Source organism: Bradyrhizobium sp., from assembly GCF_017881085.1.
Lineage (GTDB): Bacteria > Pseudomonadota > Alphaproteobacteria > Rhizobiales > Xanthobacteraceae > Bradyrhizobium.
In genome coordinates, this window is the sequence record NZ_JADGRI010000146.1 from 1 (window position 1) to 12,410 (window position 12,410).

General features: G+C 63.2%; 9 protein-coding genes and 2 pseudogenes. 6 read left to right on the forward strand and 5 right to left on the reverse strand.

The window, feature by feature from the left end; all coding sequences use genetic code 11:
* From QZ213_RS15265 to QZ213_RS15280, 4 genes and pseudogenes are all read left to right on the forward strand, one after another.
* Positions 1-1,400 (forward strand): ATP-binding protein (locus tag QZ213_RS15265; protein WP_291686920.1); only part of this gene is annotated, 1,400 nt, incomplete at its 5' end.
* The gene (locus tag QZ213_RS15270) at positions 1,397-2,086 is read left to right on the forward strand and encodes a response regulator transcription factor (protein ID WP_291686921.1); all 690 of its coding nucleotides are present in this window, start codon (positions 1,397-1,399) and stop codon (positions 2,084-2,086) included. The genes QZ213_RS15265 and QZ213_RS15270, both read left to right, overlap by 4 nt.
* 69 nt (positions 2,087-2,155) lie before the next feature.
* Complete coding sequence (locus QZ213_RS15275) at positions 2,156-2,596, forward strand: PTS sugar transporter subunit IIA (protein WP_291686922.1); 441 nt, start codon at positions 2,156-2,158, stop codon at positions 2,594-2,596.
* Between the two features lie 71 nt (positions 2,597-2,667).
* Positions 2,668-2,883: pseudogene (locus QZ213_RS15280) on the forward strand (DUF6496 domain-containing protein); the annotation flags it as partial.
* A gap of 77 nt (positions 2,884-2,960) precedes the next feature.
* On the opposite strand, the gene QZ213_RS15285 reads toward QZ213_RS15280, so the two are convergent.
* Complete coding sequence (locus tag QZ213_RS15285) at positions 2,961-3,833, reverse strand: Ku protein (protein WP_291686923.1); 873 nt, start codon at positions 3,831-3,833, stop codon at positions 2,961-2,963.
* Between the two features lie 99 nt (positions 3,834-3,932).
* Between QZ213_RS15285 and ligD the strand changes: the two genes are divergently transcribed.
* Positions 3,933-6,629 carry a DNA ligase D gene (gene ligD / locus QZ213_RS15290; RefSeq protein ID WP_291686924.1) on the forward strand — a complete coding sequence of 899 codons (2,697 nt, stop codon included), beginning with the start codon at positions 3,933-3,935 and terminating at the stop codon, positions 6,627-6,629.
* A gap of 66 nt (positions 6,630-6,695) precedes the next feature.
* Here the strand turns inward: ligD and QZ213_RS15295 are convergent, their stop codons facing one another.
* Positions 6,696-6,860, reverse strand: a complete 165-nt coding sequence (locus QZ213_RS15295; protein WP_021080901.1) for a DUF3309 family protein — start codon at positions 6,858-6,860, stop codon at positions 6,696-6,698.
* Positions 6,861-7,023: 163 nt separating this feature from the next.
* On the opposite strand from QZ213_RS15295, the gene QZ213_RS15300 reads away from it, so the two are divergent.
* The gene (locus QZ213_RS15300) at positions 7,024-7,335 is read left to right on the forward strand and encodes a polyhydroxyalkanoic acid system family protein (protein ID WP_291686925.1); all 312 of its coding nucleotides are present in this window, start codon (positions 7,024-7,026) and stop codon (positions 7,333-7,335) included.
* 271 nt (positions 7,336-7,606) lie between these two features.
* Here QZ213_RS15300 and treY read toward each other — a convergent pair whose 3' ends face one another.
* The 3 genes and pseudogenes from treY to QZ213_RS15315 form a co-directional block, all read right to left on the reverse strand.
* On the reverse strand, positions 7,607-10,432 hold the full coding sequence (gene treY / locus QZ213_RS15305; RefSeq protein ID WP_291686926.1) for a malto-oligosyltrehalose synthase: 2,826 nt from the start codon (positions 10,430-10,432) through the stop codon (positions 7,607-7,609).
* Complete coding sequence (gene treZ, locus QZ213_RS15310) at positions 10,432-12,198, reverse strand: malto-oligosyltrehalose trehalohydrolase (RefSeq protein WP_291686927.1); 1,767 nt, start codon at positions 12,196-12,198, stop codon at positions 10,432-10,434. The genes treY and treZ overlap by 1 nt, the downstream gene beginning before the upstream one ends.
* Positions 12,195-12,410, reverse strand: a pseudogene (locus QZ213_RS15315) (glycogen debranching enzyme GlgX); the annotation flags it as partial. The pseudogene QZ213_RS15315 and the gene treZ, both read right to left, overlap by 4 nt.

Consider the following 12,410-nt stretch of genomic DNA (forward strand, 5'->3'; position numbering starts at 1 on the left):
TGACGGCGGTGGTGAGCGTGGCGGTCCGCTACGGGCTGTGGCCGTCGCTGCTCGCCAGCGTCGCGGCCTCGCTGTGCTACAACTTCTTCTTTCTGCCGCCGGTCTATACCTTCACCATCACCGATCCAACCAATGTCGCGGCGTTCTTCTTCTTCATGCTGATCGCCATCCTGGTTTCCAATGTCGCGGCGCGCGTGCGCACCCAGGCGGTAACCGCGATCGGCAGGATACGGACCACGGAGTCACTCTACGCCTTCAGCCGCAAGCTCGCGGGCACCGCGACGCTCGATGATGTGTTGTGGGCGACCGCCTATCAGACCGCGTTGATGCTCAAGGTGCGGGTGGTCCTGCTGTTGCCCGAGGACGGCGTCCTGACCGTCAAGGCGGGCTATCCGCCCGAGGACGAACTCGACAAGGCGGATCTCGCCGCCGCCAACTGGGCCTGGAGCAACGATCGCCCGGCCGGCCGCGGTTCCGATACGCTGCCGGGGGCCAAGCGGCTGTTCCTGCCGATGCGCACCGGCCGCGGGCCGATCGGTGTCATCGGCATCGACAACGACAAGACGGGCCCGCTGCTGACGCCGGACCAGCGCCGCCTGCTCGATGCGCTGGTCGATCAGGGCGCGCTGGCGATCGAGCGGGTGCTGCTGGTCGAGGACATGGATCGCGTCAAGCGCACCGTGGAATCGGACCGCCTGCGCTCGGCGCTGTTGACCTCGATCTCGCACGATCTCAAGACGCCGCTGGCCTCGGTGCTCGGCGCCGCCTCCACGATGCGCGATCTCGAAAGCGGCCTCAGCGATGCGCAGAAGCGCGATCTGCTGGCCACCGTGATCGACGAATCCGAACGGCTGAATCGCTTTATCGCCAATCTCCTGGACATGACAAAACTGGAATCCGGCGCCATCGTGCCGAATACCGCGCCCCACGATATCGGCGAAATCGTGGGCAGCGCCTTGCGCCGCGCCAGCAAGATACTGGTCCACCACAAGGTCTCGCTCGAGCTCGCCGCCGATCTGCCGATGCTGGAACTCGACGCGGTGCTGTTCGAACAGGTGCTCTTCAATCTCTTGGACAACGCGGCGAAATATGCGCCCGCCGACACCACGATATCGATCCGGAGCCAGCGGGAGAGGGATCAGGTCATCTTGCAGATCATCGACGAGGGCGACGGCATTCCGCCGGGGGAGTTCGACAGTATCTTTGACAAATTCTATCGCGCGCAAAAGGGCGACCATGTCCGGCCCGGCACCGGCCTTGGGCTTGCGATCTCGCGCGGCTTTGTCGAGGCGATGCACGGCAAGATCTTCGCGGCCAATCGCACCGACCGCAGCGGCGCCGTGCTGACCATCCGTCTGCCGATCCCGGCGGCCTCGAACGCGCTGGACACCGCCGCATGACCGCCACGCCGATAAAAGTCCTGGTTATCGACGACGAGCCGCCGATCCGCAAATTGCTGCGGATGGGGTTGAGCACGCAGGGCTATGAGATCCTCGAAGCCTCCAACGGCAAGCTCGCGCTGGAATTGCTGGCGCAGAATCCGGCCCTTATCATTCTCGATCTCGGTTTGCCGGATATCCAGGGCCACGAATTACTGCGCATGATCCGCGGCCGCAACGACAGCGTACCCATCGTGGTGCTGTCGAGCCGCGGCGACGAGGCCGGAAAGGTCCAGGCGCTCGATCTCGGCGCCGACGATTATCTGACCAAGCCGTTCGGGATGGACGAACTGCTCGCCCGCATGCGCGCGGCGCTGCGGCATCAATTGCAGGTCCATGGCGAGCGCCCGGTGTTTCGCACCGGCGATCTCACCGTCGACCTGGTGCGCCGCATCGTCAAGGTCGGCGACCGCGACGTCAAGCTGTCGCCCAAGGAATACGAATTGCTGCGCGTGCTGGTGCAGCATGCCGGCAAGGTGCTGACCCACCGGTTCCTGCTGAAGGAATTGTGGGACGAACTGACGGATGCGCAATATTTGCGGGTCTACGTGCGCCAGCTCCGGCAGAAGATCGAGGCCGATCCGGAGCGTCCGCAATTTGTGCTGACCGAAACCGGCATTGGCTACCGGCTGCGCGCGCCGGATTAATTCGTCAATTCACCCTTGCCATCCGAGACCCTCTCGATGCTTATGGCGATGCGTCCTCCCGGAGCGACCATGAAAATCTCCGACCTGCTGTCGCCAACCGACGTCATGATCGACGTGCGTGCTTCCGGCAAGCGGCCGCTGCTGCAGGAATTCGCGGCCAGGGCCGCGGCGAGCCTCGGCCTGCCGGTGGATCAGGTCTTGTCGACCCTGCATAAGCGGGAGGAACTTGGATCGACGGGGATCGGCAAGGGTGTCGCTATTCCGCATGCCCGGCTGCAGGAAATACAACGGCCCTACGGGTTATTCGCAAGACTGAAACCGCCGCTCGAATTCGACGCGATCGACGGGCAAGCGGTGGACATCGTATTTGTTCTCCTGCTGCCCGCGGCGGTCGAGAATGAAGCGCTCGGCGCGCTCGCACTGGCGGCGCGGACATTAAGATCGCCGGAGACGCTTGCTCGCGTGCGTGGCGCAAGAAATGCCTCCGAGCTTTACGCGGCCATCGCCTGACTGACGGCGGATCCCGCGCGGGAACCATCCGCCACCGCGAAGATTATTTTCCCGCAACCGGGAGAAATCTCATGGCACGAAAATATGCAAAGAAGGCAGCCGCCAAGGTCGAACGCGCGATGAAGAAGCGCAAGGCCGGTACCCTGAAGAGCGGCCGATCGGGGCGCAAGGTCAAGAGCCGCAAACAGGCGATCGCGATCGGGCTTTCCGAGGCGAGGGCCGCCGGCGCGAAGGTGCCGAAGAAGGCATCGAAGAAGAAGGCTGTAAAGAAGCGGAAGGCTAAGCGGTAATACCTCAAAGCCGTCATTCCGGGCCTGCGCCAAGAGGCGCATCCCGGAATCACGACGGAGAGAGTTTGCGTCCTTCACCCCGCCTTGCGCGCCCGTGCCGCCGAGTGGTGCGCCTTCTTGGCTGCGCGGTGCGATGTTCGCCGGGCCGGCGCATGGCGCTTGGCGGAGGCGCGGCCTTTCAGGCTCTGCTTCAGCGCATCCATCAGGCTGATGACGTTGTCGGGGTTTTCTGCAGGCTCCGCCGCCTTGACCGGCTTGCCGGCGGCCTTGCGCTTCACCAGGGTCTTTAGCGCATTCTCGTATTCGTCCTTGAACTTCGAGGGATCGAAATGCGCGGCCTTGGTGTCGAGGATGTGGCCGGCGAGTTCAACCATGTCTTTCGAGATTTTTGGATTATTGATGCCGTCGAAATAATCGTCTTCGTCGCGCAGCTCGTAGGGGTAGCGTAGTGTGGTGCCGAGCAGGCCCTTGCCCAGCGGCTCGATCGCGATGATGTGCTCGCGATTGGTCAGCACGATGCGGGCCAGCGCGACGCGGTCCTGGTCCTTCATGGCGTCGCGGATCACGGCGAAGGCGTCGATGCCGGCCTTGCCGTCGGGCGCTATGTAATAGGGGTGGTTGAGGTAGCGTTTGTCGATCTCGTCCCTGGGCACGAAACTGTCGATGTCGATGGTATGGTTGCTTTCGATCTGGACCGCCTCGAGCTCTTCCTTTTCGATCTCGATATATTCGCCTTTTTTCAGCTCATAGCCGCGGGCCTTCTGGTCGCTTTCGACGACGTCGCCGGTCTCGGCGTCGACCATCTGCTGCTTCAGCCGGTTGCCGGTCTCCTTGTTGATCATGTGGAAGCGGGTTTTGTCCGATGTGGTAGAAGCCGGATAAAGCAGCACGGGGCAGGACACGAGGGAAAGCTTCAATGACCCTTTCCAATAGGCGCGGGCGGCCATTACAATCTCCAGAGCTTGTTTTGCGGGTTCGAATTTGCGGAACTTCAACGGCTGTTGCAGGTTTCGGTTCCGGGCGTCCGTCGTCGTGCGACGCCGCCGATGCTCATTTGTGCGGGTTCGATCGTGTCCCTGAGAAACCTCTCCACCTACCGGAAGAAACGCGATTTCGAAAAGACCGCGGAGCCCAGCGGCGACACGGCGGTTGCGCCCTCGAAGCAGCGGCGATTCGTGATCCAGAAGCATGACGCGACCCGGCTGCACTACGATCTCAGGCTCGAGTTCGACGGCGTCTTCAAGTCCTGGGCGGTTACCAAGGGCCCCTCGCTCGATCCGCACGACAAGCGGCTGGCGGTGGAGGTGGAAGACCATCCGCTCGATTACGGCGATTTCGAAGGCACCATTCCCGAAGGCCAGTATGGCGGCGGCACCGTGCAGCTCTGGGACCGCGGCTATTGGGATTCCGACGATCCCGAGATGGGCTTCAAGAAGGGCGACCTGAAATTCGCCCTGCACGGCGACAAGCTGCACGGAAGCTGGGTACTGGTGCGGATGCGCCACGACCGCAACGGGGGCAAGCGCACCAACTGGCTGCTGATCAAGCACCGCGACGAATACGCCAAAGAGGGAAAGGCCAACGCCATCCTGGACGAAGACCAGTCGGTTGCCTCGGGACGCAGCATGGAACAGATCGCCGCGGGCAAAGGCCGGGCGCCGAAGCCGTTTATGACCGCAAAGTCCGGCCGCGGCAGGGCCGACGCGGTATGGAATTCGAACCGCGGCGACGCCGCTGAAGCGCGCGCCAAGAACACGAAGGCCGCCGGGCGGGCTGCGCCGACCAAGGCCGCAAGACCCAAAAAAGTTGCGGCGATGCCGGATTTCGTGGCGCCTGAGCTCTGCACGCCGGTCGATCGTCCGCCGAATAGCGAGGGGTGGTGCCACGAAATCAAGTTCGACGGCTATCGCGTGCAGCTGCGCGTCGAGCACGGCGAGGCCACGCTGAAGACCCGCAAGGGACTGGACTGGTCGGAGAAGTTCAAGGCGATCGCCCGGGAAGGAAGCACGCTGCCGGACGTTCTCATCGACGGCGAGATCGTCGCGCTCGATCACAACGGCGCGCCGGATTTCTCCACGCTGCAGGCCGCGATTTCCGACGGCAAGACCGACGAGCTGATCTTCTACGCGTTCGACCTGTTGTTCGCCGATGGCGAAGATCTTCGGCGCATGCCGCTTGCCGAGCGAAAAGCGCGGTTGAAGAAATTGCTGGAAGCGCGACTCAAGGCAAAGGCAAAATCGATCCGCTACGTCGAGCATTTCGAAAGCGGCGGCGATGCCATCCTGAAATCGGCCTGCAAGCTGTCGCTGGAAGGCATCGTCTCCAAGAAGCTTGGTGCGTCCTATCGCTCGGGCCGCTCAGAGAGCTGGACCAAGGCCAAATGCCGCGCCGGGCAGGAGGTGGTACTCGGGGGTTGGAAAACCACCAACGGCAAATTCCGCTCGCTGATGGCCGGCGTCTATCGTGGCGATCATCTGGCCTTTGTCGGCATGGTCGGCACCGGCTTCGGCCAGCACACGGTCAAGCGGATCATGCCGGCGCTGAAGGCGGCCGCCTCCGACGAAAGCCCGTTCGGCGGCAAGGATGCGCCGCGCAAGACGCGTGACGTGCACTGGCTGAAGCCCGAGCTGGTGGCCGAGATCGAATTCGCAGGCTTTACGGATGGCGGCAATATCAGGCAGGCTGCCTTCAAGGGGCTGCGTCAGGACAAGCCGGCCGACGAGATCGTCGCGGAAAAGCCGGCCATGACCAAACTTGCAAAACCCGCGTCCGGCAAGACCGCGGCCAAATCCGGCGGGGTGCCGGCCAAGGTGGCAACCAAGGCCGCGGCGAACCGATCCGCCGAAGTGATGGGTGTCGTCATCTCCAAACCCGACAAGGTGATGTGGCCCGACGCCGGCGACGGCAAGGGCGTGACGAAGCTTGATCTCGCCCGCTATTTCGAGGCGGTCGGCGGCTGGATGATCGGCCACCTGAAGGGACGGCCGTGTTCGGTGGTGCGCGCACCCGACGGCATCGGCGGCGAAAAGTTCTTTCAGCGTCATGCCATGCCCGGCACTTCCAACCTGTTGGAACTTGTAAGAGTCTCCGGCGATCGTAAGCCCTATCTGCAGATCGACCGCGTCGAGGGTCTTGCGGCGGTCGCCCAGATCGGCGGTCTCGAACTGCATCCCTGGAATTGCGCACCCGACGCGCCCGACATACCCGGCCGGCTGGTATTCGATCTCGATCCCGCGCCGGAGGTCGAGTTCGCCGACGTCGTCGAGGCCGCCAAGGATATGCGGCAGCATCTCGCCGCCATCGGCCTGGAAAGCTTCTGCAAGACCACCGGCGGCAAGGGGCTGCACGTGGTGACGCCGCTGGCATACGGCGCCAAGGACAAGGTGACCTGGAAGGAGGCGAAAGCGTTCGCGCACGGCGTTTGCCAGTGGATGGCCGATGAAGACCCCGAGCGTTATCTGCTCAACATGTCGAAGAAACTGCGCAAGGGAAAGATCTTCCTCGATTATCTTCGCAACGACCGCATGGCGACCGCGGTCGCGGTGCTGTCGCCGCGGGCGCGCGAGGGTGCGACCGTCTCGATGCCGCTGACATGGGCGCAGGTACGCGGCGATCTGGATCCCAAGCGCTATACGGTTCGCACCGTGCCGACGCGGCTCGCTAAAACCAAGGCCTGGGAAGGCTATGATGATGCGTCGTCGTCGATCAAGACGGCGATCAGGAAGCTGGCGGGCAAAACCTAGCCATGGTTATTCCGGGCCGCGCCGTCAGGCGCGACCCGGAATAATGGAGAAATTACTGCGTGCGGCTCAAAGTCGTCCGAGCAATAAGAGGATCAGCAGAATAACGATGACAAGGCCGAGGCCGCCGCCACCATAATATCCGGTGCCATAGAACGGTCCGCCTCCGATGCCGCTGAAGCCGCCGAGCAAGGCGATCACGAGAATGATCAGGATAATCGTTCCGATAGACATTTAGAAATCTCCTCCAGCCGGCAGTCGGCACCTGTTGCTCTGCCTTCGGCAAAAAAACGAACGGGAACCCATAAGGTTCCATCGCCATGCGGCAGTTATTCGCCGGGCCCTTTTCTCAAGATAATTCGCGATTACATACACTTATGTCGTCGGGAGAAAAAAGATGTCCGCACCCCTGATCGTTTCGATACCGCACCAGCTCGGCCGCGAAGAGGCGGTGCGCCGCCTCAAGGTGGGATTGACGCGTGCCGCCTCCAGCATTCCCGTCCTGAAGGTCGACGAGGAGAGATGGGAAGACAACCGCATGATCTTCCGCGTCCGGGCGATGGGGCAGGCGGCCTCCGGCCATCTCGATGTCGCCGACGATCATGTTCGCCTCGAAGTGACGCTGCCGTGGCTGTTGCAGCGCTTTGCGGAAGTGGCGCAAGCCGCGATCCGGAAGCGCGGCAATCTGCTGCTGACCAAGCGCAGCTGACGCACTGCGGTCGGTATTGTTGCGCAGCAGCAAAGCTGTGCCGAGTGTTTCGCCGCTTGCCGGCGTGAACGTGTCGGTAACGAATTTGATCGACGATTTGGTTTGCGCGGGGAAGGGAACCGAACTTCGTGAGTCGGCACGACATCCGCCAAAGCCGTCCGGCCGTCGATCCCGGGCGGCTTTCGCGCATTAGAGCGTTTTCCAGCGAAGTGGATACCGGTTCGCGTAAAGAAAACGCGTCAAGACGAGGATCTGGAGCTTCGGTTCTGATTCAATCAGACCCGATCATGCTCCGGACGGTCGATAGATGAGCCCGCCTTCGCGCCTGCTTCGAAGCGCTCACGACCCTGGCCTTTAACACTGCCGCCGGCAAATGCCTGAAGATATCGGAGAGGCGCAGTTCGCTCGCATCCGCCTCGGCAAAGCCTTCCACCGAATAGCCGCTGACATCAAGCGTCGCGTCATAACTCTCCGCGCGGGGCCAGGCGCGTCCGCCCTGTGAGAACGTGGCGAATGATTTTGCGACCACCACGATCGCGGCGTCGCGGCCCAGACGCCGCGCATAGGCAACGACATGGTCGCGGTGCGGCCCGCTCACCTGCAGCGGCTCGTAGTCACCGTTGGCGAATACATCCGCAAGTTCGGTACGGAGCTTCAGCAAATGCCTCGTCCAGGCCAGCTTCACATGACCGTTGGGCCAGCTCTGCACCAGGCGATGCCAGTCGGGTGTTTCCGTCGACGCCAGCACTTTGTCGCGTTCGGAAAAATCGACCGGCCGCCGGTTGTCGGGGTCCACCAGCGACAGGTCCCAAAATTCCGTTCCCTGATAGAAGTCGGGCACACCCGGCATCGTCGCCTTCAACGTGACCTGACCGAGCGAATTCAACGCGCCCAACAGGGCAAGCCGCTGCGCCAGCGCCTCCATGGAGCTGAGGAATTCGGCCGAGACCGCCGGATCCAGAATCCGTTCGATGAAGGTCCGCAGGCCCGCTTCATGGGCTTCATTGGGATTGAGCCAGCTGGTTTCCTGCTTGCCCTCTCGGGCCGCCTTCAACGCGTAAGCCTGTATTCGCTCCACAAACGCATCGTCGCGCCCGCCCAGGGGCCATGCACCGACCAGCGCCTGATACAGCATGTATTCCGATGTCGCGGACGGCGCGCGGATCTCGCCGTCGACGACCAGATGCGGCGCGTTCATCACTTTCCACCGCGAAACGGCGCTGGTCCATTCGCCGGGAATTTCAGCCAGCGCGATCAATCGGGCGCGCGCATCCTCGCCGCGCTTGGTGTCATGCGTCGCCGTCGCCGTCATGCCGTGCGGCCACTGTTTGGCGCGGAGCTTCATGGCGTCGTGAAAGGATTCTACCGGAAGCGCTTGCGCCGCGGGGTCGCCGCCGACTTCATTGAGCGCGAGCAGGCGGTGATAGCGATAGAACGTGGTGTCCTCCAGCGACTTCGCCATGACCGGACCGGTGAATTGCTGCACCTTCAATGCAAAGCGGCGCACGCGCGGCGCGCTGTGCGCAGGCCCACCCGGCCGGATCAGGTCCATGGTCAGCGCATCGCGGAGGAAGTCGAAGATGCCTTCGTCGGCGGCAAACCAGTCCGCGCGCGCTTTTTCGATGGTTTCGGAGATCAGCGCGCGGTCGTGCGTTGCCGGGCCTGTCGCGGTCAGATAGGTGCGATAGACCGGAAAATGCAGGATATAGAGTTCGAGCGCCTGGCGCAGGCTGTCGGCGGCATAGTCGCGGGTGGAGTAATGCCCACCGGCGATACGCGCGAGCAGCCGCCACAGTACGGTGAATTCGCTGGTCAGCAGGGTCTCGAGCACCCGGCGTTTGGCTTCTTTCAGGACAGGCGCCAGCCGCGGCGGTTGGTTGCTGATTTGCCGCCACACTTCGTCAAGCGGCTCCAGGCCTTTGCCATCGAGCAGCACTTGCGTGATGGAATTGAGCCATTCATAGCCGGTGGTGCCGTGAACGCCCGCAAAGGCGTGCAGCTTTTCGTGCTCGCCGAGAATCTTTTCGATCACCATGTAGAAATGGTTGACGTTCGTTCCCTGCGCATCGCGAACGAGGCGGCGCAGGCGCTGGAAATATTGCGCGGGATCGCGCAGGCCGTCGATGTGGTCGAGCCGCAGGCCCTGCAGCTTTCCTTCCGCGATCAGCGTTTTGACCAGCCGGTGGATGGCCTCGAACGTGCCGGCATCCTCGACACGCAATCCCGCCAGCGTATTGATGTCGAAAAACCGCCGGTAGTTGATGTCGCTGGACGCCAGCCGCCAATGCCCGAGCCGATAATGCTGGCGCTCCAGCAGGTGATGCAGCGTGAGTGTCTGCGAAGGCCTGTCCGGCCCGGCGCGATAGGCGTCGAGCCCGCGCGCGATAATCTCTGCGTTCCCGCCGATGCCCCGCAGGTCCGCCTTGAAGGCAGGCGCTTCCTTTGCGTTGGGATGGCGCAGGCCCTTATGGCGCGAGGTCAGTTCGAGGATGCGTCGTCCCGCATCGCCATCTTCCGCTCCGGCTTCCCTGACGATGGTGCGCAAGATCTCGTTGTAACGCTCGGGCGCGATCGGCAGGCGGTGCTCAAAATACCAGGCCGAAAAACTGCCTTCGCTCTCATCATACCGAAGCTCGATTTCGCCCTTTTCGAGCGCCTCGCCATAGGACGAGCCGATGATCGGCAGCAGCACGCCGGCCCGCGCCCGGTACGGCAAAATGTCCCAGTCGATGTCGAAGGAGGCCGCGTGCGGCGAGGCCGGGCCCCATTCCAGCACGTCGAGCCACCACGGATTGTCGGCGAAATGCACGCCGACATGGTTGGGCACGAAATCGAGGATCAGGCCGAGGTCATTCGCCTTCAGCGTACGGCTCAATCGCTCGAAGCCCTCTTCGCCACCTAGCTCCGGATTGAGTTTGGTGTGGTCGACGATGTCGTAGCCGTGGGTCGAGCCCTTGCGCGCTTTCATGAAAGGCGATGCGTAGACATGCGTGATGCCGAGCGCCTTCAGATAGGGCACGACGGCCGCGGCCGCGTCGAAATCGAAGGCCGCCGTCAGCTGCAGGCGGTAGGTCGCGATCGGAATGGCCGGAGGCATCAGCGGGCTCCGAGATGCCAGAATACGGACAATGGCGGCATCGTCTTGCCGCTGTCGGTGCCCCAGATTTGGCGGCCGTCTGTCTTGCGTGAGGGTCGCGTCGCTTCGCCATCCGACAGGTTGGCTGTCAGCAGCAGCGTTGCGCCATCGCCCATGCGCCAGTGCGCCGTCAGCAAGCCGTTTTCCGCCGCCTGTGCATGGCCAAAGGCCGTGCCGGCAAGCCGGGGAACGATCTCCCGCCGGCGAATTGCGAGCAGCTCGCGCACCAGCGCCAGCCGCTTTTTTCCCGCCGTTTCGTCAAGCGCATCCCAATCGAGCACGGCGGATCGGAACGTCGATTCTTCCAGCGGATCCGGCACCTCGTTGCCATATTTCGCATACGCGCCTGCGAACTCCCGGTGACGGCCCCGGCGGACGGCTGCCGCGAGATCGCCCCTAAAGTCGCAGAAGAACGGGAACGGCTGCGTCGATCCCCATTCTTCGCCCATGAACAGCATCGGGATCATCGGCGCCAGCAGCGTGATCGCCAGCGCAGCCTCGATCGCCCTGGGATCGGCCATGCTTTCGAGCCGGTCGCCGAGCGCGCGGTTGCCGATCTGGTCGTGGTTCTGCAGGAAATTGACGAAAGCGGTGGGAGAAAGCTCGCCGCTCGGCTCACCGCGCAATTGCCCGTCGCGATGCGCGGACGCCTCGCCCTGGTAGACAAAGCCCGACCCCAGCGCGCGACCGATGTCCTTGAGCGGCGAACGCTGATAATCGCGGTAATAGCCGTGCGACTCGGCGGTCAGCAGCACGTGCCAGGCGTGATGATAATCGTCGTTCCATTGGGCGCGGTATTTGCCGCGCGGTGGATCTTCGCCCGCATTCAGAAGGCTGGCGGCATTGTCGTCGTTCTCGAGCACCAAATGGATATGGCGGCCCGTTTCCGCGGCGAGTCGGCCGACGGCGACGCTGAGATCGCGCAGCATCGGGATTTCGCCGAGCTCGGCGATCGAATGCACCGCATCCAGCCGCAGCCCGTCGAAACGATAGTCGCGCAACCAATACAGTGCATTCTCGATCGCGAAGGCGCGAACCTCCGGCACCCGATAATCGATCGCGCTGCCCCAGGGCGTCTGCGCCTCCGTGAAGAAAGAGGGCGCATAGCGGCCGAGGTAATTTCCTTCGGGGCCGAAGTGGTTATAGACGACGTCGAGGAACACCATCAGCCCGCGCAGATGTGCCGCGTCGATCAGCGCCTTGAGATCGTCCGGGCGGCCATAGGCGCTGTCCGGCGCGTACCATAGCACGCCGTCATAGCCCCAATTGCGCGCGCCGGCGAAATCCGCGAGCGGCATCAATTCCACTGCAGTGATGCCGGAAGCAACCAGGTAATCGAGCTTGCCGATCATGGCGCGGTAGGTGCCTTCCTTGGTGAAGGTGCCGACATGGGTCTCGAGCAATACGGTTTCCGGCCACGGGCGCCCGCGCCAGTCCGCCGCCCGCCAGGGATAGCTCGCTTGATCGATCACCTCGCTCGGCCCGGAGACGTCGTCGGGCTGAAAGGCGGAAGCCGGGTCGGGCACGTCGGTGTCGCCGTCGATGCGGAATTTGTAGCGTGTGCCGGCCTGGACGCCTGGGACATCGACGAAAAACCAGCCGTCGTCGCCGCGCCGCATGGCGTGGGATTTCTCCAGCAGCAGATCGACACGCCGCGCCGCCGGCGCCCAAAGCCGGAATGAAGCGCCCTCCGCCGTCAGTCGTGTGCCGAATTGCCGCTCATTCATGCCGAACCCGCAAACGCCAGGACCGAACGGGGAGGCGCTTTTGCATCGCTTGCCGATGCGAAATCCCTGGCCTCTTGCTTAACGTCCGCGGTGTTCAATAGTTGCCGCCAAGTCCTGTATTCCGGCAGCTTCGGCAGCGTGAATGCGATCTCTTCGGGAGCGGCGTTCAGCACGATGAAGATCGGCTCCCCGCCCTGTTCGGCCGGGCCGAG